General features: G+C 56.2%; 21 protein-coding genes. 13 read left to right on the top strand and 8 right to left on the bottom strand.

The genetic code is table 11. The annotated features are described in order from the left end of the window. Nucleotides 1-19 precede the first annotated feature (19 nt). Nucleotides 20-895 carry an AraC family transcriptional regulator gene (locus HVX64_RS12120; protein WP_043000639.1) on the top strand — a complete coding sequence of 292 codons (876 nt, stop codon included), beginning with the start codon at nt 20-22 and terminating at the stop codon, nt 893-895. On the opposite strand, the gene HVX64_RS12115 is transcribed toward HVX64_RS12120, so the two are convergent. After that, entirely contained in the window at nt 872-2038 is a 1167-nt protein-coding gene (locus HVX64_RS12115) for a benzoate/H(+) symporter BenE family transporter (RefSeq protein ID WP_044257876.1), read from the bottom strand. The two genes, HVX64_RS12120 and HVX64_RS12115, sit on opposite strands and share 24 nt — an antisense overlap. Nucleotides 2039-2129: 91 nt before the next feature. Between HVX64_RS12115 and HVX64_RS12110 the strand changes: the two genes are divergently transcribed. After that, entirely contained in the window at nt 2130-2666 is a 537-nt protein-coding gene (locus HVX64_RS12110) for an XRE family transcriptional regulator (protein ID WP_043000641.1), read from the top strand. Between the two features lie 78 nt (nt 2667-2744). After that, entirely contained in the window at nt 2745-4706 is a 1962-nt protein-coding gene (locus HVX64_RS12105; protein ID WP_044257877.1) for a U32 family peptidase, read from the top strand. Between the two features lie 39 nt (nt 4707-4745). Here the strand turns inward: HVX64_RS12105 and HVX64_RS12100 are convergent, their stop codons facing one another. Genes HVX64_RS12100 through HVX64_RS12090 form a run of 3 tightly spaced genes read right to left on the bottom strand, consistent with a single transcriptional unit; the run spans nt 4746 to nt 7287 of the window. Further along, nucleotides 4746-4874 (bottom strand): DUF2474 domain-containing protein, encoded by a 129-nt coding sequence (locus tag HVX64_RS12100; protein WP_071888398.1) that lies wholly within the window; start codon nt 4872-4874, stop codon nt 4746-4748. Then, a complete protein-coding gene (gene cydB / locus HVX64_RS12095) occupies nt 4874-5884 on the bottom strand; it encodes a cytochrome d ubiquinol oxidase subunit II (RefSeq protein ID WP_044257879.1) in 1011 nt (336 codons plus the stop codon). Before cydB ends, HVX64_RS12100 begins: the two co-directional genes overlap by 1 nt. After that, complete coding sequence (locus HVX64_RS12090; protein ID WP_044257881.1) at nt 5884-7287, bottom strand: cytochrome ubiquinol oxidase subunit I; 1404 nt, start codon at nt 7285-7287, stop codon at nt 5884-5886. Before HVX64_RS12090 ends, cydB begins: the two co-directional genes overlap by 1 nt. A 221-nt stretch (nt 7288-7508) precedes the next feature. Here HVX64_RS12090 and HVX64_RS12085 point away from each other — a divergent pair, with 221 nt between their 5' ends. The 7 genes from HVX64_RS12085 to patD all read left to right on the top strand — a co-directional run bounded on the left by HVX64_RS12085 (nt 7509) and on the right by patD (nt 15116). Further along, a complete protein-coding gene (locus HVX64_RS12085; protein ID WP_044257883.1) occupies nt 7509-7931 on the top strand; it encodes a type II toxin-antitoxin system HicB family antitoxin in 423 nt (140 codons plus the stop codon). Between the two features lie 87 nt (nt 7932-8018). Then, nucleotides 8019-9428: a PLP-dependent aminotransferase family protein gene (locus tag HVX64_RS12080; protein WP_044257885.1), complete on the top strand. Its 1410-nt coding sequence runs from the start codon at nt 8019-8021 to the stop codon at nt 9426-9428. A gap of 324 nt (nt 9429-9752) precedes the next feature. Continuing rightward, nucleotides 9753-10898: a putative ABC transporter substrate-binding protein YdcS gene (ydcS, locus tag HVX64_RS12075; RefSeq protein ID WP_044257887.1), complete on the top strand. Its 1146-nt coding sequence runs from the start codon at nt 9753-9755 to the stop codon at nt 10896-10898. 17 nt (nt 10899-10915) lie between these two features. Then, nucleotides 10916-11929 (top strand): ABC transporter ATP-binding protein, encoded by a 1014-nt coding sequence (locus HVX64_RS12070; RefSeq protein WP_181825012.1) that lies wholly within the window; start codon nt 10916-10918, stop codon nt 11927-11929. Next, nucleotides 11930-12874: an ABC transporter permease gene (locus HVX64_RS12065; RefSeq protein WP_044257891.1), complete on the top strand. Its 945-nt coding sequence runs from the start codon at nt 11930-11932 to the stop codon at nt 12872-12874. Next, a complete protein-coding gene (locus HVX64_RS12060; RefSeq protein WP_043000649.1) occupies nt 12864-13670 on the top strand; it encodes an ABC transporter permease in 807 nt (268 codons plus the stop codon). Before HVX64_RS12065 ends, HVX64_RS12060 begins: the two co-directional genes overlap by 11 nt. A gap of 21 nt (nt 13671-13691) precedes the next feature. Continuing rightward, complete coding sequence (patD, locus tag HVX64_RS12055) at nt 13692-15116, top strand: aminobutyraldehyde dehydrogenase (RefSeq protein WP_043000650.1); 1425 nt, start codon at nt 13692-13694, stop codon at nt 15114-15116. A gap of 96 nt (nt 15117-15212) precedes the next feature. Here patD and yncL read toward each other — a convergent pair whose 3' ends face one another. Next, a complete protein-coding gene (gene yncL, locus HVX64_RS12050) occupies nt 15213-15308 on the bottom strand; it encodes a stress response membrane protein YncL (RefSeq protein ID WP_071887673.1) in 96 nt (31 codons plus the stop codon). A gap of 193 nt (nt 15309-15501) precedes the next feature. Between yncL and ortT the strand changes: the two genes are divergently transcribed. Next, nucleotides 15502-15675, top strand: a complete 174-nt coding sequence (ortT, locus tag HVX64_RS12045; protein ID WP_042318948.1) for an orphan toxin OrtT — start codon at nt 15502-15504, stop codon at nt 15673-15675. 34 nt (nt 15676-15709) lie between these two features. On the opposite strand, the gene HVX64_RS12040 is transcribed toward ortT, so the two are convergent. Genes HVX64_RS12040 through HVX64_RS12030 form a run of 3 tightly spaced genes read right to left on the bottom strand, consistent with a single transcriptional unit; the run spans nt 15710 to nt 22144 of the window. Beyond that, nucleotides 15710-17860, bottom strand: coding sequence for a virulence factor SrfC family protein (locus tag HVX64_RS12040; RefSeq protein ID WP_044257893.1), 2151 nt, complete (start codon nt 17858-17860; stop codon nt 15710-15712). Continuing rightward, nucleotides 17857-20838, bottom strand: coding sequence for a virulence factor SrfB (locus HVX64_RS12035; protein ID WP_044257894.1), 2982 nt, complete (start codon nt 20836-20838; stop codon nt 17857-17859). Before HVX64_RS12035 ends, HVX64_RS12040 begins: the two co-directional genes overlap by 4 nt. A 4-nt stretch (nt 20839-20842) precedes the next feature. Next, nucleotides 20843-22144, bottom strand: a complete 1302-nt coding sequence (locus HVX64_RS12030) for an SrfA family protein (protein WP_044257895.1) — start codon at nt 22142-22144, stop codon at nt 20843-20845. A 259-nt stretch (nt 22145-22403) separates the two neighbouring features. On the opposite strand from HVX64_RS12030, the gene HVX64_RS12025 reads away from it, so the two are divergent. Together HVX64_RS12025 and HVX64_RS12020 are read left to right on the top strand one after the other, a co-directional pair. After that, on the top strand, nt 22404-24002 hold the full coding sequence (locus HVX64_RS12025) for an ABC transporter substrate-binding protein (RefSeq protein WP_044257897.1): 1599 nt from the start codon (nt 22404-22406) through the stop codon (nt 24000-24002). A 9-nt stretch (nt 24003-24011) separates the two neighbouring features. Beyond that, a complete protein-coding gene (locus HVX64_RS12020; RefSeq protein WP_043000655.1) occupies nt 24012-24245 on the top strand; it encodes a YdcY family protein in 234 nt (77 codons plus the stop codon). Nucleotides 24246-24304: the final 59 nt, after the last annotated feature.

The raw sequence follows: 24304 nt of genomic DNA, 5'->3' as shown, positions 1-24304 counted from the left end.
ACAGTGTTTATGTGGTGGTATGACCCGGTCCTACGATGCCTTTGAAAAGTTGAGTCAGCACAATGCCGTGTTACACGAGTCGGTCGAGCTGCGCTCGGGCGTTCAGTTAGCTGCATGGTCGAATAAGCGCGATACCATCACGCAGTATTGCGATCATCACACGCTCAGTCTGTATGTAGCGGATGGTTACGAGAGCTATCAAAAAACGGCCTCAGGCTGGAAAAATGGGGGCGGCCCGGACCGGTTTTGCCTGTTGCCAAAAGAGAGTGAATCTACCTGGGATATCCGCGACGACCTCTCGTTCGTGCATCTTTACTGCACTGACGCGCATTTGCGTGAAGTCGGGGAAAAAGTCTGGGATAAAAGCCCTTACCGTTTTACGCTGGATGAACGGACGTTTGGCAACGATCCAGGAATTACAGCAGTTTACCGCCAGTTTTTACTGGGCAACGACTGGCACCAGCCCGCGAATCACCTGACGCTCAGCGCCGCGTCGTCATTGCTGATGACCCATCTTATTCAACACTACAGCAACGTGCAGTGGCGATTGCCGACGGTAACGGGTGGACTCGCGCCGGTGACGCTGCGTAATGTGCTGGCTTATATCGACGCCCATTTGGCGGAGCCGCTGACGCTAGCCGATCTGGCGCATGAAGCTGCGCTGAGCGAATTTCATTTCGCCAGAATGTTCCGCCAGTCGATGAAAATGGCACCGCATCAGTACGTGATGCAGCGCCGGATGGCAGTGGCAAAGCAACTGGTCTGTCACTCACAGCGTCCGTTAACGGAGATTGCGCTGGCCTGCGGATTCAGTTCGCCAAGTCACTTCAGTAACCGTTTCAAGCAGGTGACCGGGAAGACGCCATCGCAGCTACGCGCGTCGCGCCAGCCTTAAGACGGTGTAACAGATCCCGCCCGCGATCAGCCCCCAGAACGCCGAACCAATTCCGTACAGCGTCAGCCCGCTGGCGGTGACCAGAAACGTCACCACGGCGGCATCACGTTCGTTTTCATGACTCAACGCCTGATACAGGCTACCCGAAATCGTCCCCAGCAGTGCCAGTCCTGCCAGCATCTGGATACCGCTCGCTGGCAGCGCCGCCAACATCCCGGTAATGGAACTGCCGAAAATACCGGCCAACAGATAGAACACGCCGGCGGCAGCGGCGGCCAGCCAGCGTTTTGCTGCATCTGGATGGGCCTCCGGACTCTGGCAAATCGCCGCGGTGATAGCGGCAATGCAGATGGAATAAACGCCGAAAGGAGATAACAGCAGCGCCAGTAATCCGGTGACAATGATCAGGGGCGAGACGGGGACATCGTAACCCGCAGCTTTCATGGTCGCCACACCGGGCGCATTCTGCGACGCCATCGTCACCAGAAAGAGCGGTACGGCAATCCCCAGACAGTGGGCCAGCGAAAACTGAGGGGAAATAAACGTGGGCAACACCGGGGTCATCGCTAACGAAGAGGTGGCAATGTCACCTTCAAATAACGCAATGACCGCACCCGCAATCAGCGCCGCAATCACCGCATAGCGCGGTGCAATACGCTTCAGAATCAACCACGCCAACAACATGCCGCCACAAAGCAGAAACTGATCATTGAGACTGGCAAATGCCTGCAGGCCAAAGCGGAGCAAAATTCCGGCCAGCATGGCTGCCGCCAGCGAATGGGGGATGACCTGCATCAGGCGGGCGAATAATCCGGTCACGCCGCACAACACGATCAGCGCGTTGGCGATGATGAACACGCCAATCGCCTCCGGCAGCGTCAGTCCCTGGAGTCCAGTCACCAACAGCGCCGCACCGGGTGTTGACCATGCCGTCAATACAGGCGCACGATACCAGAGCGTCAGGATCAACGTACTGCTCCCCATCGCGAGGCCCAGAGCGCTCATCCAGCCGGCAATTTGCGCGGAACTGGCACCCGCCGCCACGGCGGCCTGCCAGATGATGGCCGCTGAACTGGCATAGCCGACCAGTACGGCGACAAAGCCAGAAAGCAGCGTGGGTAAGGGGAGGGAAAATGAACGCATAGGCATTCCTTGTGCGTTATAACGGTCATTTAATCTAGCATCTGGGCGTTATAACGTACAAGTGGTAAGCTGATGTTTTGGGAGGATATCAATGGACAACCTGACACACTATCTGGCGAACACCTTGAAAACATTGCGCAAACAGCGTGAGTGGAGTTTATCGCGCCTGGCCGAGGCCACCGGTGTGTCAAAAGCGATGCTCGGGCAAATTGAGCGCAACGAGTCCAGTCCCACGGTGGCGACGTTATGGAAGATTGCCACCGGGCTGAATGTCCCGTTCTCTACCTTTATTTCGCCGCCGGAATCTGAGCCACTGCCGACGTTTGATCCGCAAGAGCAGGCGATGGTCGTGACGCCGTTGTTCCCGTGGGATCCGGTGCTGTGTTTTGATCACTTTTCAATTTTGTTGGCACCCGGTGCGCTCAGCGAATCCACGCCGCACGAAGCGGGCGTGATTGAACATGTGGTGGTAATCGCAGGCGATCTGGAGATGTGCATTGACCAGCAATGGCGCGTCATCAGGGCCGGAGAAGGCATTCGTTTTGCCGGCGATAGCGCCCATGCTTATCGCAACAGCAGCGAACAGACCGTGCACTTTCATTCGCTCATCCATTACCCGCGCAGTTAAGCGGGAAAACTATTTCGCAAAGCGGCGCTTCTGACTACAATAGCCGCCATTTTGCTGCTACTGGATAAAAACAACGCTATGCGCCCGTCTCCACATCGCCTTGAATTGTTAAGCCCGGCACGTGATACCGCCATCGCCCGCGAAGCCATTTTACATGGTGCGGACGCCGTCTATATCGGTGGCCCCGGTTTTGGGGCGCGTCATAATGCCAGCAATAGCCTGCAAGATATCGCGGAGCTGGTGCCGTTCGCCCATCGCTATGGCGCAAAAATCTTTGTCACGCTGAACACGATCCTTCACGACGATGAACTGGAACCCGCACAGCGACTGATTACCGATCTCTACCAGACCGGCGTGGATGCGTTGATTGTGCAGGACATGGGGATTCTGGAACTCGACATTCCGCCGATCGAACTGCATGCCAGTACCCAATGCGATATTCGCAGCGTGGAGAAAGCCAAATTTCTCGCTGACGTGGGGTTCACGCAGATCGTGCTGGCGCGTGAACTGAGCCTTGAGCAGATTCAGGCCATTCATCAGGCGACCGATGCCACCATCGAATTTTTTGTCCACGGGGCGCTGTGCGTGGCGTATTCCGGGCAATGTTATATCTCGCATGCGCAAACGGGGCGTAGCGCCAACCGTGGCGACTGCTCACAGGCGTGCCGTCTGCCATATACCCTGAAGGACGATCAGGGACGGGTGGTGTCGTATGAAAAACACCTGCTGTCGATGAAAGATAACGATCAGACCGCTAACCTTGGCGCGCTGATCGACGCCGGTGTGCGTTCCTTCAAGATTGAAGGGCGTTACAAAGACATGAGCTACGTGAAGAACATTACCGCGCACTATCGGCAGATGCTGGATGCCATCATTGAGGATCGCGGTGACCTGGCGCGGGCTTCCGCCGGACGCACGGAACATTTCTTTACCCCATCAACGGACAAAACCTTTCATCGCGGCAGCACCGACTACTTTGTGAATGCGCGCAAAGGGGATATCGGCGCCTTTGATTCGCCAAAGTTTATCGGCCTGCCGGTCGGTGAAGTGCTCAACGTGGCGAAAGATCACCTCGACGTTGAGGTCAGCGAGCCGCTGGCGAACGGCGATGGCCTTAATGTCCTGATCAAACGTGATGTTGTCGGCTTTCGTGCCAATACGGTGGAAAAAACCGGACAAAATCGCTATCGCGTCTGGCCGAACGAAATGCCTGCCGAACTGCATAAATTGCGTCCACACCATCCGCTGAACCGCAATCTTGACCATAACTGGCAGCAGGCGTTAACCAAAACCTCGAGCGAGCGTCGGGTGGCGGTGGATATTGAGTTGGGCGGCTGGCAGGAACAACTGATCCTGACGCTGACCAGCGAAGAGGGCGTCAATATCACCCATACGCTGGATGGACAGTTTGATGAGGCCAACAACGCGGAAAAAGCGCTGAACGGACTGAAGGACGGACTGGCAAAACTGGGGCAGACAATCTATTACGCGCGCGATATCGCAGTGAATTTGCCCGGCGCGCTGTTTGTGCCGAACAGCCTGCTTAATGCGTTCCGCCGGGAAGCGGTAGAGATGCTGGATGCCGCGCGCCTTGCGAGCTACCAGCGCGGCGTTCGCAAGCCGGTGTCCGAGCCTGCGCCGGTTTATCCGCAATCACACCTGAGTTTTCTGGCCAACGTATACAACCATAAGGCGCGGGCGTTTTACCATCGTTATGGCGTGCAGTTGATTGATGCGGCGTATGAAGCGCATGAAGAAAAGGGCGAGGTGCCGGTGATGATCACCAAACACTGCCTGCGCTTTGCCTTTAATCTGTGTCCGAAGCAGGCGAAAGGCAATATCAAAAGCTGGAAGGCGACGCCGATGCAACTGGTGAACGGCGATGAGGTGCTAACGCTTAAATTTGACTGCCGTCCGTGCGAAATGCATGTGATTGGTAAAATCAAAAATCACATTCTGAAGATGCCGCTGCCTGGCAGCGTGGTGGCTTCCGTCAGCCCGGAAGAGCTGATGAAAACGCTGCCGAAGCGTAAAGGCTAACAAAGCTGCCGGATACGCATAGCGCTATCCGGCGCCCCATTAATGTGATTTAAATCCTGCCGCCGTCATGATCAGGCGAAAGAACATCCCTACGGCGGCCAGCGCCAGCACGCTGCCGCCCCACAAAATGACCAGCCACATCAGGCGTTTCCAGACAGAGTGTTGCATCAGTGATACCCCTCGCCATGTTGAACTTTGCCGCGAAACACGTAATAACTCCAGAAGGTGTAAACCAGAATAACAGGGATGATCAGTAACGCACCGACCAGCATGAAACCCTGACTCTGCGCGGGTGCGGCTGCCTGCCAGAGCGTAATGGATGGCGGAATGATATGCGGCCAGATGCTGATCCCGAGTCCGCTAAAGCCGAGGAAAATCAGCCCGAGAGTCAACACAAAGGGCAGCGCGTGGCGGTGCGGTTGATGAAGCGTTCGCCATAGCCAGATGCTAATCACCGCAACCAGTAGCGGAACCGGCAGCAGGAACCACAGATTCGGCAGGCTAAACCAGCGTTCCGCTATCACCGGGTGTGCCATCGGCGTCCACAGGCTGATCATCGCAATCACCAGCAGCATCAACAGCAGTAACTTTTTCGCCACGGCTCGCATTTTATCCTGCAACGGATTTTCACTTTTCATTACCAGCCAGGTGGCACCCAACAGGGCGTAAGTGACCACCAGTCCCGCGCCGCAGAACAGGGTGAAAGGGGTGAGCCAGTCAAACGGCCCGCCGCTGAAACGACGCCCGGTGACGGCAAAACCATTGATCACCGCACCCACCACCACGCCCTGAGTGAACGTCGCGAGAATCGAACCGCAGAGAAAAGCTTTATCCCAGAACGGGCGATGCGCTGGCGTGGCTTTGAAGCGAAATTCAAAGGCGACACCGCGAAAAATCAGCCCGATAAGCATCAGCGTCAGCGGGATCGTCAGGGCGTCAATAATCACCGCATAGGCCAGCGGAAACGCGCCAAATAATCCCGCTCCGCCGAGGACCAGCCAGGTTTCATTACCGTCCCAGACCGGAGCGACGCTGTTAACCATCACATCGCGATCGTCAGCGTCGCGAATGGCAGGAAACAAAATGCCAATACCCAAATCGAATCCATCCATCACGATGTACATCAGCGTGGCGAAAACGATAATAACGAACCAGATTACCGATAAATCAATACCCATTAGCGGTGTGCCTCATGTTGAGAATCGAGGACGGCAGCAGACAGTGGTCTGGCAGGCGTGCCGGTAGGCGGCGTCGGGGAAATCGTGTCCAGCGGTCCTTTGCGGATGAGGCGGATCATGTAGCTGTAGCCCACGCCGAAGACGGCGCTATAGACGACAAAGAACGCCAGCAGAGAAATACTCATGTGCAGGTCGCCGTGAGCGGAGACCGCATCCGCCGTGCGTTGTAACCCGTAGACGACCCACGGCTGGCGGCCCACTTCCGTCGTGACCCAGCCGGCCAGAATGGCTATCAATCCTGACGGTCCCATCCATAAAGCAAAGCGCAGGAACGCTCGCGAGGTATAAAGACGCTGCCGGTAGCGTAACCACAGAGCGCAAACACCTAGCAGGATCATGAGCATACCCAGCCCCGCCATAATACGAAACGACCAGAAGACCATCGTCGAATTGGGGCGATCCTCTTTCGCAAACTCTTTAAGCGCCGGGACCTGTTTATCCAGGCTGTGAGTCAGGATCAGGCTACCCAGCGCCGGGATCGCCAGACCATAGCGGGTTCGTTCCTGTTCCATATCCGGCCAGCCGAACAGCAGCAGCGGCGTCGATTCTCCTGGCGGATTTTCCCAGTGGCCTTCAATGGCGGCAATTTTGGCTGGCTGGTGTTTGAGGGTATTCAGACCGTGCATGTCGCCAATGAGCGCCTGTAACGGTGCGACAATCAGCGTCATCCACAGCGCCATCGAAAACATGGCGCGAATAGCGGGCGTCGCGTTGCCACGCAGTAAATGCCAGGCCGCAGAGGCCCCAATAAATAACGCGCTACTGAGAAACGCCGCCACCGACATATGCAATAAGCGATAAGGGAACGACGGGTTGAAAATGACGGCGAACCAATCCACCGGCACGACCTGGCCGTTGACGATCTCATAGCCCTGCGGCGTCTGCATCCAGCTGTTGGAGGCGAGGATCCAGAAGGTGGAAATAATCGTGCCCAGAGCGACCATACAGGTGGAGAAAAAGTGTAATCCGGGGCCAACCTTGTTCCAGCCAAACAGCATCACACCGAGGAACCCGGCTTCGAGGAAGAAGGCGGTGAGCACCTCATAGGTCAGTAATGGCCCAGTGATACTGCCAGCGAACTCGGAAAACCCGCTCCAGTTGGTGCCAAACTGATAGGCCATCACCAGGCCAGACACCACGCCCATGCCAAAGTTAACGGCGAAAATTTTTGACCAGAACTGATATAGCGAGCGCCAGACAGGATTTTTGCTTTTCAGCCAATGACCTTCCAGCACCGCAAGATAGCTGGCAAGACCAATGGTGATCGCCGGAAAAATAATGTGGAAGGAAACCGTAAAGGCGAACTGGATCCTTGCCAGATGAAACGCATCAAGACCAGACATGCATTGCTCCGCACTAAAAATTGATTCAGCGCAATTCTAGGCCGGTAAGGGTTTCAGTGGCAGAAACAGAACGGTTCTATTTAACCATAACAGTTGCGTGAATGTTGCAAATTGCATCTGTTGATATAAATTCTGGAATCTGCCTTCCCGAATTGATATGAGCGGCTCTACACGACGGGCATTTTTCTGTATTTCCCTTTTATCAGGCGAGAAAAGTAAGCATAAATGTTTACTTTCCCGTTCGTCTCGTTCCTGCGCCAGAAGGTGGCTATGTGGTTTCGTTTCCGGATATTCCGGAAGCGCTCACCCAGGGTGAGACCCGCCAGCAATCCCTTGATACCGCTCTGGAAGCGTTAGTCACCGCTTTTGAATTCTATTTCGAAGATAGCCAGTCTGTCCCGTTACCTTCGCCGGTGAAGGAAGGTGACGACTTTGTTGAGGTCCCGCTCAGCGTCGCGTCAAAAGTCCTTTTGCTCAACGCTTTCCTGGCGTCAAAAATCAGCCAGCAGGAGCTGGCGAAACGCATTGGCAGACCGAAACAGGAAATTACCCGCCTGTTCGACTTACGACACGCAACAAAAATTGATGCGGTGCAGACGGCGGCGCGCGCGCTCGGCAAAGAACTGTCGCTTACGCTGTCGTAAACCATAACAGTTCTTAGGATGTTGAGTATTTAATTCACTGATATACACTGCAAGGATCACCTGCCACGGATCCACGAGTGAATAACAATGAAAAAGTACCAGCGTCTGGCTGAACAACTCTGCGAACAGATTGCCTCTGGCGTCTGGCAACCTGGCGATCGCCTGCCGTCGCTGCGTGAGCAGGTGGTCAGCAGCGGGATGAGCTTTATGACCGTCGGGCATGCCTATCAGCTGCTGGAAAGTCAGGGGCGGATCATTGCGCGCCCGCAGTCTGGCTATTATGTCGCGCCGCGCCCGGTTCACCAGCCAACGGTGCAACCGGCCCAGGTGATGCGCGACGAAGCGGTGGATATCAACACTTATATTTTCGAGATGCTACAGGCCAGCCGGGATGCGTCGGTGATGCCGTTTGCTTCTGCATTTCCCGATCCGCGTTTATTTCCCCTCCAGCAACTGAACCGTTCTCTGGCACAGGTGAGCAGAACCGCAACCGCGATGAGCGTAATTGAGAATCTGCCGCCGGGTAACGCGGAACTACGCCACGCCATTGCCCGTCGCTACGCCTTACAGGGCATTACCGTCTCGCCGGATGAAATCGTCATCACCGCCGGGGCGCTGGAGGCGCTCAACCTGAGCCTGCAAGCGGTGACTAAACCCGGTGACTGGGTGATTGTCGAAAACCCCTGTTTTTATGGCGCGTTACAGGCGCTGGAGCGACTGCGGCTTAAAGCGCTGTCGGTTGCCACTGACGTGAAGGAGGGGATCGATCTCGCGGCGCTGGAGCAGGCGTTGCAGGCGTATCCGGTTAAAGCATGCTGGCTGATGACCAACAGCCAGAACCCGCTTGGCTTTACTCTCAGTCCGGAGAAAAAAGCGCGTCTGGTTGAGATACTCGATCGTCATAATGTGATGTTGATTGAAGATGACGTTTACAGCGAACTCTATTTTGGCCGGGAGAAACCGCTACCGGCCAAAGCGTGGGATCGGGCCGACAAGGTGCTGCATTGTTCGTCATTCTCCAAGTGTCTGGTACCGGGTTTTCGCATCGGTTGGGTCGCCGCAGGCAAACACGCCCGCCAAATCCAGCGTTTACAACTGATGAGCACACTTTCCACCAGTTCGCCGATGCAACTGGCGCTGGTCGATTATCTCTCAACGCGCCGTTATGACGCCCATTTGCGCCGCCTGCGTCGTCAACTGGCAGAACGTAAACAGCAGGCCTGGCAAACGCTGCTGCGCCATCTCCCTGGCGAAGTGAAAATACATCACAACAACAGCGGCTATTTTCTCTGGCTGGAACTGCCGGAATCACTGGATGCGGGCGAACTGACCGCACAGGCGTTGGCCCACCACATCAGCATCGCGCCGGGAAAAATGTTCTCGACCTCAGACACCTGGAAACGCTTTTTCCGCTTCAATACCGCATGGGGTTGGGGGGAACGTGAAGAAGCCGCGGTAAAACAACTGGGGCAACTCATTCGCGCGCAGATGAAATAAAACGTGCGCGCGATTCAATATAAAAGAATGGCGCGTTCTTATTTAGAAAATATCAGCAAAAACCGTACGACGTTATTTCCCGTAGACCATCATAGGAAATATCAATAGCTTTTGTTTTTCCTCCTCGTCAGCTAACCCCTTGTCTATACTCCAGAAGATAGCCACACAACGCCGCAGTCCGGGGCGTAATGCGCGTTATGTCACAACCTGATTAAATTTCCTCATGCCGGGAGGTGCGCTGACGGCGCGCCGACTATTTTTAGGAAAGGACATATATTTACGGCAAGGCTGCCGCTCAATATTTTGCGACAGGAGTAAGATCTTATGAGCAAGAAATTTGCCCGCAGCAGCCTGTGCGCGCTCAGTATGACGCTGATGACCGCGCACGCCGCCGAACCCCCCACCACGTTAGGTCAGACTGAAGGTCGCCTGGATATTATCGCCTGGCCGGGTTATATCGAACGCGGTCAGACCGATAAACAGTACGACTGGGTAACACAATTCGAAAAAGAGACCGGCTGTGCGGTTAACGTCAAAACGGCGGCGACATCGGATGAGATGGTCAGCCTGATGGCGAAAGGGGGCTACGATCTGGTCACGGCCTCAGGTGATGCTTCGCTGCGTCTGATCATGGGGAAACGCGTGCAGCCGATCAATACGGCGCTCATCCCGAACTGGAAAAACGTCGATCCTCGCGTGGTCAAAGGCGACTGGTTTAACGTGGCGGGCAAAGTCTACGGTACGCCGTATCAGTGGGGGCCGAACCTGCTGATGTACAACACGCAAACCTTCCCGACGCCACCAGATAGCTGGAGCGTGGTATTCGTCGAACAAAACCTTCCGGACGGAAAAACCAACAAAGGCCGCGTTCAGGCCTATGACGGACCGATTTACATTGCCGATGCGGCGCTGTTCGTGAAAGCCACCCAGCCACAACTGGGGATCTCGGACCCGTATCAACTCACCGAAGAACAGTACCAGGCGGTGCTGAAAGTGCTGCGCGCACAGCAACCGTTGATTCACCGCTACTGGCACGACACCACGGTGCAAATGAGCGATTTCAAAAATGAGGACGTCGTGGCCTCGAGCGCCTGGCCGTACCAAGCGAACGCGTTGAAAGGTGAAGGACAACACATTGGCACAGTGTTCCCGAAAGAGGGCGTCACCGGTTGGGCTGATACCACCATGTTGCACAGTGAAGCCAAACACCCGGTTTGTGCCTATAAGTGGATGAACTGGTCGCTGACGCCAAAAGTTCAGGGTGATGTAGCCGCCTGGTTTGGATCGCTGCCGGTGGTCACCGAAGGCTGTAAAGCCAGTACGCTGCTGGGCGATAAAGGCTGCGAAACCAATGGTTACCGCTATTTTGACAAAATCGCCTTCTGGAAAACGCCTGTTGCTGAAGGCGGTAAATTCGTGCCGTACAGTCGCTGGACGCAGGATTACATCGCCATCATGGGCGGTCGTTAACGTCACTGGGGTGATTTATGACGTACGCAGTGGAGTTTGACAACGTCACGCGCCTGTATGGTGACGTGCGGGCGGTCGATGGCGTCAGTATTGCGATTAAAGACGGGGAATTTTTCTCTATGCTGGGGCCATCTGGCTCCGGCAAAACCACCTGCCTGCGCCTGATTGCCGGTTTTGAGCAGCTTTCGGGCGGATCGATTACTATCTTTGGCAAGCCTGCCAGCGATTTGCCGCCCTGGGAGCGGGATGTGAACACCGTGTTCCAGGACTATGCGTTGTTTCCGCACATGTCGATTCTCGACAATGTCGCCTATGGGCTGATGGTCAAAGGTATTGATAAAAAACGGCGACATGCCCAGGCTCGCGAGGCGCTGGAGAAGGTGGCGCTGGGGTTTGTCTTTGAGCGCAAGCCGTCACAGCTTTCCGGCGGTCAGCGTCAACGGGTGGCGATCGCCCGGGCGTTGGTCAACGAGCCGCGTGTGTTGTTGCTGGATGAACCGCTCGGTGCGCTGGATCTGAAACTGCGCGAGCAGATGCAACTGGAGCTGAAAAAACTCCAGCAGTCGCTGGGGATCACATTTATCTTCGTCACGCACGATCAGGGCGAAGCGCTGTCGATGTCCGATCGTGTGGCGGTATTTAACAACGGGCGCATTGAACAGGTGGATTCACCGCGTGAGTTATACATGCGACCGTGCACGCCGTTTGTTGCGGGTTTCGTCGGGACAGCGAACGTCTTTGATCCGGCGATGGCCTCGAAGGTATGCGGGGTGACGGGCAGCTTCTCGCTGCGCCCGGAGCATATCCGGCTCAATGTTCCTGGCGAGATCCAGGCGCAGGGGGTGATTCAGGCGGTGCAGTATCAGGGCGCCGCCACCCGTTTTGAGCTAAAGCTTACCGGCGGTGAAAAGCTGCTGGTCAGTCAGGCTAATCAGTCGGGAGAACCCTTTGCGACCACGCTTGCGCCCGGTCAGCCGGTGATGGTCTCCTGGCCGCGCGAGGTCATGGTACCGCTGGTCGAGGAGAGGTGAATGGCAATGAACGTGCTCTCCACGCCTTCACGGCCCGGCGGCTTGAGTAGACTCACCGGTTTTTTCTGGCGTTATCCCGGGTTGGGACTGTTTTTGCTGTTGCTTGGTCCGCTGATGTGGTTTGGTATTGTCTACTTCGGCTCGCTACTGACGCTGCTGTGGCAGGGGTTTTACACCTTTGACGACTTCACCATGTCGGTAACGCCGGACCTGACGCTTGCCAATCTTCGTGCGCTGTTTAATCCCGCCAATTACGACATCATTTTACGCACGCTGACGATGGCGATCGCGGTGACGATAGCCAGTGCGATTCTGGCGTTTCCGATGGCGTGGTACATGGCGCGCTACACCCGCGGCAAGATGAAAGCATTTTTCTATATCGCGGTCATGCTGCCGATGTGGGCGAGTTATATCGTCAAAGCCTATGCATGGACCCTGCTGCTGGCAAAAGATGGCGTGGCGCAATGGTTTCTGAACCATCTTGGTTTAGAACCTTTACTGACCAGTCTGCTGACGCTGCCAGCCGTGAGAGGAAACACGCTCTCAACGTCGGGATTAGGGCGCTTTATGGTGTTCGTCTACATCTGGCTGCCGTTCATGATCCTGCCGGTTCAGGCCGCGCTGGAGCGGTTGCCGCCGTCGCTGTTACAGGCGTCTGCCGATTTGGGCGCGCGTCCACGACAGACCTTCCGTTATGTGGTTCTGCCGCTGGCGATCCCCGGAATTGCCGCCGGTTCGATCTTCACCTTTTCCCTGACGCTGGGCGATTTCATCGTGCCGCAGTTGGTGGGACCGCCGGGGTATTTCATCGGCAACATGGTCTATTCGCAGCAGGGGGCGATTGGCAACATGCCAATGGCGGCGGCGTTTACGCTGGTACCGATCGTGCTGATAGCCCTTTATCTGGCGTTCGTGAAACGTCTGGGAGCGTTTGATGCACTCTGAGCGCGCACCGTTTTTCCTCAAACTGGCGGCCTGGGGCGGGGTTGTTTTCCTGCACTTTCCCATTCTGATCATCGCCGCCTATGCGTTTAATAGCGAGGACGCGGCCTTTAGCTTTCCCCCGCAGGGACTGACGCTGCGCTGGTTTAGCGTTGCGGCACAGCGGAGCGATATTCTGGATGCCGTGACGTTGTCACTAAAAATCGCCGCGTTATCGACGGCGATTGCGTTGGTGCTTGGCACACTGGCAGCGGCGGCGCTCTGGCGGCGTGATTTCTTCGGCAAAAACGCCATCTCGCTGTTGCTGCTGTTACCGATCGCCTTACCGGGGATTGTCACCGGTCTGGCGCTACTGACCGCGTTTAAGACGGTCAATCTCGATCCGGGTTTTTTCACCATTGTGGTCGGTCACGCGACGTTCTGCGTGGTGGTGGTGTTTAACAACGTGATAGCCCGCTTTCGTCGTACTTCATGGAGTCTGGTGGAGGCATCTATGGATCTTGGCGCGAATGGCTGGCAAACCTTCCGCTATGTCGTGCTGCCGAATCTGGGTTCGGCGCTGCTGGCGGGGGGAATGCTGGCGTTCGCGCTGTCATTCGATGAAATCATCGTCACGACCTTTACTGCCGGTCATGAACGGACGCTGCCGCTGTGGTTGCTCAATCAGTTAGGGCGACCGCGTGACGTACCGGTGACAAACGTCGTGGCACTGCTGGTTATGCTGGTCACAACCATTCCGATTCTGGGGGCGTGGTGGCTCACGCGCGAAGGCGACAGCGTCGCCGGAAATGGTCAATAAACAACGATATGGGAAAATGCTATGCAACATCAATTACTGATTAACGGCGAGCTGGTCAAGGGTGAAGGTGAAAAGCAGCCCGTCTATAACCCTGCCACCGGCGAGGTGCTGCTGGAAATTGCAGAAGCGTCTCCCGCTCAGGTAGATGCGGCCGTCCTCGCCGCCGATCGTGCGTTTAGCGAATGGGGACAGACAACCCCGAAAGTGCGCAGTGAACTGCTGCTGAAGCTGGCGGATGTTATTGAGCAGAATGCGCATGAGTTTGCTGAACTGGAATCGCGCAACTGTGGTAAACCGCTGCATTGTGCGCTCAATGATGAGATCCCGGCGATTGTCGATGTGTTTCGCTTTTTCGCCGGTGCTGCCCGCTGTCTGAACGGTCTGGCGGCGGGGGAATATCTGGAGGGCCATACCTCGATGATTCGCCGCGACCCGGTTGGCGTGGTGGCCTCCATTGCGCCGTGGAACTATCCGCTGATGATGGCGGCATGGAAACTGGCCCCCGCGCTGGCTGCCGGTAATTGCGTGGTGATCAAACCTTCGGAAATCACGCCGCTGACCGCGCTGAAGCTGGCGGAATATGCCAAAGATATCTTCCCGCCGGGTGTGCTCAATGTGCTGTTTGGCAGAGGCAAAACGGTTGGCGATCCGCTGACCGGGCACAAGAAGGTGCGTATGGTCTCGTTAACCGGCTCCATCGCGACCGGTGAACACATCATCAGCCATACTGCGCCGTCGATTAAGCGCACGCATATGGAACTGGGCGGTAAAGCGCCGGTGATTGTGTTTGATGATGCCGATGTGGATGCGGTGGTGGAAGGTGTGCGCACCTTCGGCTTTTACAATGCCGGTCAGGACTGTACCGCCGCCTGTCGCCTCTACGCGCAGAAGGGTATTTACGACGCGCTGGTGGAGAAACTGGGGGCCGCCGTAGCCAGCCTGAAAACCGGCGCACCGGAGGAGGAATCGACCGAACTGGGACCGCTGAGTTCACTGGCGCATCTGGAGCGCGTCACTAAAGCCGTTGAAGAGGCCAAAGCGCTGGGACATATCAACGTGGTCACCGGTGGAAAAAAAGTAGAGGGGCCGGGCTATTACTTTGCCCCGACGCTTCTGGCAGGGGCTAAACAGGAAGATGCAATTGTCCAGCGAGAAGTGTTTGGTCCGGTGGTCAGTGTGACCGTCTTCGAGGATGAAGAGCAGGTGCTGGAGTGGGCCAATGATTCGCAATATGGCCTCGCGTCGTCGGTCTGGACGCGCGACGTCGGACGCGCTCACCGGGTCAGCGCGCGTCTGCAGTACGGTTGTACGTGGGTTAACACCCATTTCATGCTGGTGAGCGAAATGCCGCACGGCGGGCAGAAACTGTCCGGTTATGGCAAAGATATGTCACTTTATGGGCTGGAGGATTACACCGTGATCCGCCACGTAATGGTTAAACATTAAGGGTAATTTACGCCCGAAAGGTGGCGTGGGAAGATGATCACTCGAAGGCAGAGAGAAATATTCTCTCTGCCTGTCTGCGCCGCAAGCTCTCAAAAATTACATAAACCAGCCAAATCTCAATGAGATAAGAGCAAAAAGACCCACAGCAGCAAAGAGATTTATTAACACTACGGTTCTACTGGATACATTCATATTTGCCACCTTGCGTTAGTGCCCCTTTGTGTATAGTCCGGCATCCTGTGATCCGCAATAGTACGAACCAGGGACTTAACGTAAGCGGTCATAAAAAATGGCAAATGGTTTGACCGAAGGGGATAAAACTTGATGTATGTCAAAAAATGGAGCATATTGCGCGCGATTTATTCTTCTGGCCGGATGCCCGTAAATGTCTTTGTACCAAAAAATGTTGATGTTCTATGCGGTGATGGCCGCGATTGCCTTTCTGATCACCTGGTTTCTCTCGCACGATAAAAAACGCATCCGCTTTCTGAGCGCCTTTCTGGTCGGGGCCACCTGGCCCATGAGTTTCCCGGTGGCACTGTTGTTTTCATTGTTTTGAGCAGACATCGCCGGCATCCATTCCGGCGGAACGCTCAAACCGTTGCCAACAGCGCGTTTAGTGCCTTTCGGTCGGCTTCAGTCACTTCCTGCGGATGCTGATATCCCTTGTTTTCCATTGCCCGGGTATACAGCGCAACCAGCCAGTCATAAACATAGCGGCTGGCGGCGTGCACCGGCTGTTCTTCCAGATGCGTCAGACGCGCCATCGGCTGGCGTTTGACCGCGCTGAAAATTGCCGTTCCTTTAGCGATTCGGCTGGCGGGTCGCTCTGTTTCTGCCACTTCGGCATAGCCAATCCAGGCAATAAAGTTGGCGATGCAGGCGTGCAACTGAGCGCCGCAAACCTCTTCACGCTGCAATATTTGTTGCAGTTGCTGCGGCAGTTGCAGGCGATAGCTGGTGATCGCCAGGATGTCGATGACCTGACGCAGCGCAGCGGGCGTCAACCCTAAACGCTGCGCCTGACTGTCATCGCGACTCCACTGGCGAATATGGTTGAGCCACAGGCGGTGCGCCTGATAGCCCGTCTCCTTGTTCTCTGACGGCTGCGGCGTATCACGGACTTCGGCGAAAAGGTCAATGGTCTCATTGAATAAAGCGCTGACCTGTTCTTCACGCGGTTGCTGAATGCGGAGCAGGGTTTCAAACTGTTGAACCGCTGGTAACAAACCATCAAGCAGATCGCCGTGATGTGCCGCCTGTTGCTGTAGCTGGCGAACCACCGCTTCCGCATTGAGCGCTTCAGCAGGTTGCGCAAACATCAGTTCACGAACACGCTGCTGATGCTGTTCGCTCAGCGCCTCCAGGCGTGCCTGACGCTGCGGGGCTGAAGTGACTTGCGACAGCCACTCGATCAGGCGCAGCAGACTGTGTTTGTCCAGCGCCTGCAGGGTGCCCCAGTGTTGGCCTGGTTTTCCCATCAGATGCTGCACCGCTTCATCAAGATTCTGTTGTGTTGTAAAGCGCGCATCTTGCGGCGTAATGGCCCATACCACGCCGGGCAACGCGGTCTCGCGCGTCGGCTGTGTATCGTGCACCCAGTTGAGCAGTGTTCTGGCCGTAGACGGTGTTTGTGTGCGGGTGGCGGTGGCGTTACAGATGACCAACACATCGGGCTGTAACTGCTGGCGGTAATGCTCCAACAACCAGCCGAGTTTGGCCTGCCAGAGCGGCTGCGGGTGACTGAGCGGCGCAAGCGGAATATCCAGCAGATCGACGTTATCGAGTACGCACTCTTCGACGCTCAGTACCATCTCGCGGGTCAGCAGAGCCAGCGATGCCTGAGCCAGGCTGACGGCATTAAGTAATTTCTCATCCACTATCGGATGGACAACCACATCGCTTTGCGCCTCCTGCGAGGCCAGAAATTCCTGGGTGATAAAATTTTCAGACGGTAAGCCAAACTGATCGACCAACAGGCTCAGCGGCGCGGCGACTTCGCCGGCATGACCCGTCTGCTGGAGGACCTGCGCCAGTTGCAGCCACTGCTGCGTCAGTTCTGGCTGTTCACCCCACAGCAACGACCAGGCGCTGGCACGGGTTGAGAGATCGACCGTCGGCAGCAGCAGGGCAAACTGGTGCCACAGCGCGTCATCAATCTGCTGTTGTGAGGCGGGGATACAGCGCTGCCAGAAGCGGGCAATGGTCGCGACTTCCTGCGCCGTCACGCCCTGAACCGGGTGCAACTGACGCAGCGACTGCCACTTTTCAATACGCGATTCGATAATCGCTTTTTCCACCTGCCGGTACGCTGGCTGCGCGCAGGCCTGGGTGATGAAGATCTGCACCAGTTCTGCTTCCGTAACCAGCCGCAGGCGTAACGGCCACTCGTCATCCGGCAGTTTTTTTTGCCGTGTAAAGCGCAGCGCCATATTAGTTGGCGCGTGTCCGGGGTTGAGATGACTGAAATAGTCAAAGCTGCGGTCCGGGGTCATGACATTGACCTTACCGTTGCCGCTGCTGCACAGCGCGGCAAGGAGATGGGCTTTTGCCGCCTGCGAGTAGCCGTAAAGTCCAATGCTGGCGCGATCGTGTCTGGCGGCATTGAGCGCGGATTCGGTGGCGGCTGCGCGGTTGAGTTGGGCCAGTAGCGCATCCGCTTCGTCATCCAGCGTGACGGCATGCTGCCGGGTACGGTTAACCCACGCGATCGCGGCCTGAGTGGTATTCAACATCTTGCTCATTTCAGGTACACGCTCCCGCTGTCAATCCAGTAATGGCTGCCGCTGTGTCGGCGGTCAGCCAGGGTATTCAGTTTTAAAGTCAGGGCATTCGGCGCCACCGGCGTGCCGTCCTGTAACCACGCATCGCTCAGCACAAACGACTCGGGGCCGGTCTCTTTGTTGCCGCCGCGCAGTTGCAAACGCACGTTTAACACGCCGTCACCGGCGATATTCTTTGCCAGATCGGCGGCGTTAATGCTCAGCGTATACAGCGGCGTCGCGGGCCAACGACTGTTCGCCAGTTGGCGAAAACCGAGCGTAACGTTACCGCGGAGCGGGAAGTGCACGCGGGTGTCGAGCTTCGCGCCGGGTTTATCAAGATCGATATCCTGATACCAGACGTTTTCCTCACGCAACGTATTCATCGTATTGTCGAGGACGCCGAGGTAACGCACGGTCGAGTAGGCGCCAATATCAGCGGCTTTAAAGTTAAAGCGCGGCAGTCGCAGATCCAGCGCCAGGCTGCACAGCATCGCGCCGACTGCGGCGGTGGATTTCGGATTGCCGATGCGTCCCTGTTGGCTGAACGGATACCATTCGTGGACGCGGTAGTTATCCATCCACACCATGCGGTTGACCGGAACCGGCTGCAGATGGCGGATCAGCGCCTGAACTGCCGGGATACAGGTCGGTCTGCCGGTGACCAGCAGAACATCACAACAGTAATGTGAAATGGCTTCGCAGACCGCATGCAGTGGGGACGTCAGGGTAAACTGACCTGCCAGCATCGCCTCCTGTAACTGGCTGAACTGCACCTGTAACGGGACGCTAAAGAGATCAAACGTCGGCGAGCCCGACGGCAGCGCGTGATCAATCGCCTGCTGAATGTAATTGAGCACGTTGCGGGTCGGACGATGGTTCAGCAGATCGCCAAAGGTAGCGTGCAGTCCGGCCAGCGGATCGTTAATGTCGCTCTTCTCCCACGCAGAAAGGACCGCGTGACCGAGCGGCATAAAGAGCTGAAGCGCCGTTTGTTGTCGCAAAACGGCCTGGGTGTCGATGCGTCCGGAATCGCCAAACAGCGTGGCGAGCAGGGCGGCGGCATCCGTCACTCCCGCCTGCTGCAGCCGGGTTTGCAAGGCCGGTAAAATGCATTTCTGGATCACATCCAGCAGCATGTCGTCGCCCGCGACCTTAAAACCTTCGCGGAACAGCAGATGCGGCGTGATTTTCACATTGGCGCCGACGCCGTCGTCCAGTTGATAGTGAACAATCGCCATATCGGTGGTGCCGCCGCCGATATCAATCGAGGCCACGCGCAGCGCCCGGCCTTTCGTTTCGCCAGGTTCCGGCAGGCGATCCGGGCGGGCAAGGGTGTTGAAGAATGCTTCGCTGCGTCCGGCGTAATGGGAAATGGCTTCGTTATACAGCCAGACCAGTTGACCACAGCTGGCCTCGTCCCACTCCATCTGAATTTCTGGCACCGGAACCACGCTTTTTTCCTGCTGCTTGCGGGTGCTGAAATCTTCATCCTGCGGGTGCCAGCCCATCGCTTTCCAGACAATCGCTATCGCTTCAAACATGCGCAGACGGAAGATCTCACGCTCCTGTTTCGGCATCGCCGAAGGGAGTGTGAGGATCAATGAGCGTAACTGACGTGGGGACGCCGGGAAACCCAGACGCAGTCGAGTTGCGACACTGTTAATTTGTCCCAGCGCCTGGGCGAGGATCTCACACAGCATGTGGGTCATCAGCGTACTGCGGCTGTACTGAGGCGAAAACACCGGCAGACGGTCATCCTGCGGCAGCGAGTAGAGCGGCTGTCCATCGTCGTTCATCAGGTTCATCAGCGGAAAGGCGGTGGCAAGCGGTTCGCGCTGGGTTTTGCTGTTCATCTGGCTGAAGCGCCAGTCATGCAGTACCGGCGTTTCATCCCACAGATAGCGGCGCGGACTGGAAATGCCGCTGTTACCGTCCGTCCCCGTACGCTGCATCGCCAGCTTGCGCGCTTCGTCACCGACCCGCACAATCGACGGCCAGATGAACGCATCTTCACGGCCGCTTTCTACCGAGAAATGCTGTTTACCAAAGCGGGCTTCTGAAAATTCAAGACGACTGGTGAACAGCGGATCGTTGAGATACTGCGGTTCGCTGAGCGAACGGACCTGCAGTTCCGCCGTCTGGCGCAGCCCGTCATTGGCGTCGCCGTGATCTTCAATCAAGACGCCGCAGGTATGGGTGTTACCGACATCCAGAATCAAATCAACCGGGATCGCCGGGGTACTGAGGGTGTGGGTCACCAGTTTGACTTCCGGTACGGCGAGCTGTTCACCCAGCAGCGTCAGCAGGTTCAGCCAGTGCGCCTGATACTCAAAGTTACGCAGCGCCAGGCTGATGGCCTGCTCAGTCCGGTTTTCCTGCTGGCTGACGTGGTTGAGGAACGCCTCGCGTAGCCAGCCGTCAATCCAGGTCTGATCGAGAAAATCGGCGATCTCATCATCGCGCCAGGCGAGGGCAAAACGGGTGCCGTTCAGCAGATCGTTTTCGCCGGGCGCAAGCGAGGCGGGGGCATTCTCGCTCAACTGGCTATCGAGCGCGAGCGTCACACGATGGGTGTTGCCCGCGCTGTCGGGTTCGGCAAGCTTACGTACCTGAACGCGCGCCCAGTTGTCTGGCCCTTCAACGAAGGTGCGCGGCGGATTAAAACGCAGGAACGGCAGCGGCAGCCAGATGCCGTCGAGAACCTCCAGGGAATAATGCAGCGTTTGCGTACTTTCCGGTTTTACCACTTCCGGCTGCGAGCCCGGTCGCGCAGGCAGGGTATAGCGACCATTCGCCAGGTCGTAATCCAGACGCAGCAGGGGACCGTTGGCCGTTTTACGCACGAAGCGACCATGATGCGCGGATTCCTGCGGCGTCAGCCCGAAATCGAGAAACTGCACGCCGCTGTTTGCGATGAGCGTGACGCTCTGTTTGTAATCACACAAATTCACCAGCATAAAATCAGGCCCCTGTCTTCTTGAACGTCAACGGGATCGCGGCTTTCGCATCGAAGCGGGCGGTACAAACGGCGACATCATGAGTCCCGGCTTTGCAGGTGATTTCCGGCATTGGATAGCGTGAACCGTCGGTGCAGCGCGCATTGCCGCGACTCTTAATCATTAATTCCCCGCTCTGATGCAGCCCTGAGAAGAGGTCCGCGCGGCAGACGATGTTATCGCCGTGAACCACGCGCGCCGTGCCTTTATTGTTCTGGATCTGGTAACGCAGAGACGGCGCTTTACCGGTGACGGGATCTTTCACGTCCACCATGACGCGCCAGTTACCGTTGAGAAAGCGCGTAGTACCAGCCTTCATCTGATTCGCATCCATCACCAGCGCGTCTTTCGGGATCGCGGCAATCACCACCGGCTCATCGGCAGGTTTCTCTTTTTTCACTGGTGCAATGACCTCTGCCTGATGCAGCGGCAGCGCGACGGTGAGCGTTGGCAGAGGCGCCATTTCCGGCTGCGGCGCATTGACCACTTCCGTTGCAATGGCGGGGGCCTGCGCTTTCCACAGCAGCGGGGCGGCAATGGCGGCAACGATCACTGCGGCGACGGGCAGACTCCAGAGCGGCAGGCGACGTGACGGTTTAACCGCAACAGGCATCACCTTTTCTTCCGCGAGCGCGGGAACCGGCTGCGGTGCAATCACGGGGTCAGGCTCGCTGACCGGTACGATCGGCGTAGAGAGCAGCGGTTCATCCGCCTGGGCAAACGTCACTTCAGGCGCGGGCTCTTCGACAGGTTCTGGTTCAATGTGAATTTCCGGTTCGGGTTCTTCCTGGATACGCAGGCATTCCAGTACCTCCTCACGGATGTTCTCATTGAGATTGATAAATCCCCAAAAGGTGATGACCGGCTTGCCATCTACCAGAAAAACGTGATTCTCACCAGGAAACTGGACGGCCTTTTCCAGCAGCGAACCAAACAGTTGCAGTGACGTCTTCCCGGACTGCAGGCTTTTGCGGCTCAGCGATGCAGCGCTTTCCAGCGTCGCGGAAAGGTAGCGCAGGGCGCGAAGGCGAGCCTCTTCATCGGCGGCTTTCCACGCGACGGCTACGCCTTCAAGGGGGGAATACCAGTCAACCCGATCGCCGCTGTCGTTGACTTGTGGAATGGCGAGACAATCTACCATCGCCTGCTGTTTACGCAGACGGAGCGTTTCACGAATTTGTAGTGCTGAATCAAAGACGGCCTGGCCGCCACCGCCGACGGCCTGATAATCATCCAGATTGCCGCTGCGCAAGAGTGTTTTTGCCACGATAAGGTCCCTAAGACTTTTTCACGCATCTACTTTACGGATTCGTGGCTCAGGCAAACGGTGGAAGAGAGGCAAAAAGGGGTGAATTTTCTGGGCATAGAGGCGTTGACGTTTTCGAAAAGCCTTAACGGAAATTCTGTGGCGAAAGATCCAACAAAAATGTGCGGATTCGCATAACCTGAGACGGATTTGTTATTTTTCAGTTTTCTTAATCTATGCTCCTATAACCCCCTCAATAATAACGATGAAGGTTCATATCATGTCCACAGGGAAAACGCTGCTCGCACTGGCGCTCAGTGCAGTGCTACCGACCGGAGCCGCGTTTGCGGCAAATAACGACACGATTGTTTATTGCTCGGAAGCCTCGCCAGAATCCTTTAATCCGCAAATTGCCAGCTCTGGCCCGTCGTTTGTCGCCAGTTCGCAGGTGCTCTACAACCGGCTGATCAATTTTGACCCGGTAAAAAACACGCCGGTACCGTCGCTGGCCACGGACTGGACCATTTCTGAGGATGGCAAAACTTACACCTTTACGCTGCGTCAGGGCGTGAAGTTCAACAGCAACAAGTTCTTCAAGCCGACCCGCGACTTCAACGCCGATGACGTCATTTTCTCAGTATTACGCCAGAAAGAGGCCACGCATCCGTACCACAATGTGTCGCAGGGCAGCTATGAGTATTTCAACGACGTCGGTTTCGATAAGCTGATTAAAGAGGTGAAAAAGGTCGATGATTACCATGTACAGTTTGTGCTGAGCGAGCCAAATGCGGCGTTTCTTGCCGACTGGGGCATGGATTTTGCCTCGATCCTCTCGGCGGAATACGCCGACGCGATGCTGAAAAAAGGGACACCGGAAAACGTCGATAACTGGCCGATTGGTACCGGGCCGTACGTGCTCCAGCAGTACAAGCAGGATTCGCAAATTCGCTATCTGGCAAATCCGAATTACTGGGACGGAGAGGTGCCGACAAAGCATCTGATCTTCTCCATCACGCCAAACGTGCAGACGCGAATGGCGAAACTGCAAACCAACGAATGTCAGATTATCCCGGCGCCATCGCCGGTACAGTTCGACGAAATCAAAAAGAATAAAGACCTGACGCTGCATGCCGTTGAGGCGCTCAACGTCGGTTATCTGGCCTTCAACACCGAGAAAAAGCCGTTTGATAACGTGCTGGTGCGTCAGGCGCTGAACTACGCCACCGATAAACAGGCGATTGTGAAGGCCGTTTTCCTCGATTCGGCGAAAGTGGCAAAATCCCCGATCCCGCCGAATATGATGGGTTTTAACCCGGAACTGAAGGATTACGCATACGATCCGGAAAAAGCGAAAGAGCTGCTGAAGCAGGCCGGGCAGGAAAAAGGGTTTGAGGTGACGCTCTGGTCGATGCCGGTGCAGCGACCGTATAACCCCAACTCGCGACGCATTGCCGAGATGATTCAAAGCGACTGGGCAAAAGTGGGCGTGAAGGCGAAGATTGTCTCTTACGAGTGGGGCGAATACCTTTCCGGTATGCGTAAAGGCGAACATGACAGCGCGCTGTTTGGCTGGATGTCGGATAACGGCGACCCGGACAACTTTGCCGATGTGTTGCTGGGTTGCAACAGCATCAAAACCGGATCGAATGCCGCACGTTGGTGTGATAAGGAGTATGATTCACTGGTCCAGAAAGCGAAGCGGGTCAGCAAGCCGGAAGAGCGTGTGAAACTCTACCAGCAGGCGCAAGAGATCTATTATCAGCAGGCGCCGTGGATTGCGCTGGCAAACGGCAAAACGTTCTACGCCACGCGCAGCAACGTGACCGGTTATAGCGTCAGCCTGATGGGCAGTGATTTTTCGAAAGCAAAACTGAATTAAGGAGTTTTTATGTCGCACCTGGATGAGATCAGCGCCCGTGTCGATGCCGCTATTGATGAGGGCGTCATTACCCATATGAATGAACTGCTGATAGCCCTGAGCGATGATGCGCAGTTAAGCCGTGACGATCGCTACACGCAGCAGCAGCGGCTAAGAACCGCAATTGCGCATCACGGTCGTCAGCATAAGGAAGATATGGAAGCGCGTCGCGAACAACTCACGAAAGGCGGCACGATCCTTTGATTTAGTCTCTGTAGTGCCGGATGACGCTGCGCTGACTTGGCCTATGGCGATGGATATGT

Origin of the sequence: Citrobacter sp. RHB20-C16, assembly GCF_013890155.1 — a bacterium.
GTDB classification, from domain to species: domain Bacteria; phylum Pseudomonadota; class Gammaproteobacteria; order Enterobacterales; family Enterobacteriaceae; genus Citrobacter_A; species Citrobacter_A amalonaticus.
The sequence above is the reverse complement of the archived record's forward strand: the minus strand, read 5'-3'. Positions and strand labels throughout refer to the sequence as shown.

What these genes read in the sequence shown, in the direction of transcription:
- HVX64_RS12090 (WP_044257881.1), bottom strand. Translation starts at nt 7,287, where the DNA reads ATGTCTGGTCTTGATGCGTTTCATCTGGCAAGGATCCAGTTCGCCTTT.
- HVX64_RS12115 (WP_044257876.1), bottom strand. Translation starts at nt 2,038, where the DNA reads ATGCGTTCATTTTCCCTCCCCTTACCCACGCTGCTTTCTGGCTTTGTC.
- HVX64_RS12060 (WP_043000649.1), top strand. Translation starts at nt 12,864, where the DNA reads ATGCACTCTGAGCGCGCACCGTTTTTCCTCAAACTGGCGGCCTGGGGC.
- HVX64_RS12070 (WP_181825012.1), top strand. Translation starts at nt 10,916, where the DNA reads ATGACGTACGCAGTGGAGTTTGACAACGTCACGCGCCTGTATGGTGAC.
- HVX64_RS12065 (WP_044257891.1), top strand. Translation starts at nt 11,930, where the DNA reads ATGGCAATGAACGTGCTCTCCACGCCTTCACGGCCCGGCGGCTTGAGT.
- HVX64_RS12100 (WP_071888398.1), bottom strand. Translation starts at nt 4,874, where the DNA reads ATGCAACACTCTGTCTGGAAACGCCTGATGTGGCTGGTCATTTTGTGG.
- HVX64_RS12025 (WP_044257897.1), top strand. Translation starts at nt 22,404, where the DNA reads ATGTCCACAGGGAAAACGCTGCTCGCACTGGCGCTCAGTGCAGTGCTA.
- ydcS (WP_044257887.1), top strand. Translation starts at nt 9,753, where the DNA reads ATGAGCAAGAAATTTGCCCGCAGCAGCCTGTGCGCGCTCAGTATGACG.
- cydB (WP_044257879.1), bottom strand. Translation starts at nt 5,884, where the DNA reads ATGGGTATTGATTTATCGGTAATCTGGTTCGTTATTATCGTTTTCGCC.
- HVX64_RS12040 (WP_044257893.1), bottom strand. Translation starts at nt 17,860, where the DNA reads ATGAGCAAGATGTTGAATACCACTCAGGCCGCGATCGCGTGGGTTAAC.
- yncL (WP_071887673.1), bottom strand. Translation starts at nt 15,308, where the DNA reads ATGAATGTATCCAGTAGAACCGTAGTGTTAATAAATCTCTTTGCTGCT.
- patD (WP_043000650.1), top strand. Translation starts at nt 13,692, where the DNA reads ATGCAACATCAATTACTGATTAACGGCGAGCTGGTCAAGGGTGAAGGT.
- ortT (WP_042318948.1), top strand. Translation starts at nt 15,502, where the DNA reads ATGTCTTTGTACCAAAAAATGTTGATGTTCTATGCGGTGATGGCCGCG.
- HVX64_RS12020 (WP_043000655.1), top strand. Translation starts at nt 24,012, where the DNA reads ATGTCGCACCTGGATGAGATCAGCGCCCGTGTCGATGCCGCTATTGAT.
- HVX64_RS12105 (WP_044257877.1), top strand. Translation starts at nt 2,745, where the DNA reads ATGCGCCCGTCTCCACATCGCCTTGAATTGTTAAGCCCGGCACGTGAT.
- HVX64_RS12110 (WP_043000641.1), top strand. Translation starts at nt 2,130, where the DNA reads ATGGACAACCTGACACACTATCTGGCGAACACCTTGAAAACATTGCGC.
- HVX64_RS12120 (WP_043000639.1), top strand. Translation starts at nt 20, where the DNA reads ATGACCCGGTCCTACGATGCCTTTGAAAAGTTGAGTCAGCACAATGCC.
- HVX64_RS12080 (WP_044257885.1), top strand. Translation starts at nt 8,019, where the DNA reads ATGAAAAAGTACCAGCGTCTGGCTGAACAACTCTGCGAACAGATTGCC.
- HVX64_RS12035 (WP_044257894.1), bottom strand. Translation starts at nt 20,838, where the DNA reads ATGCTGGTGAATTTGTGTGATTACAAACAGAGCGTCACGCTCATCGCA.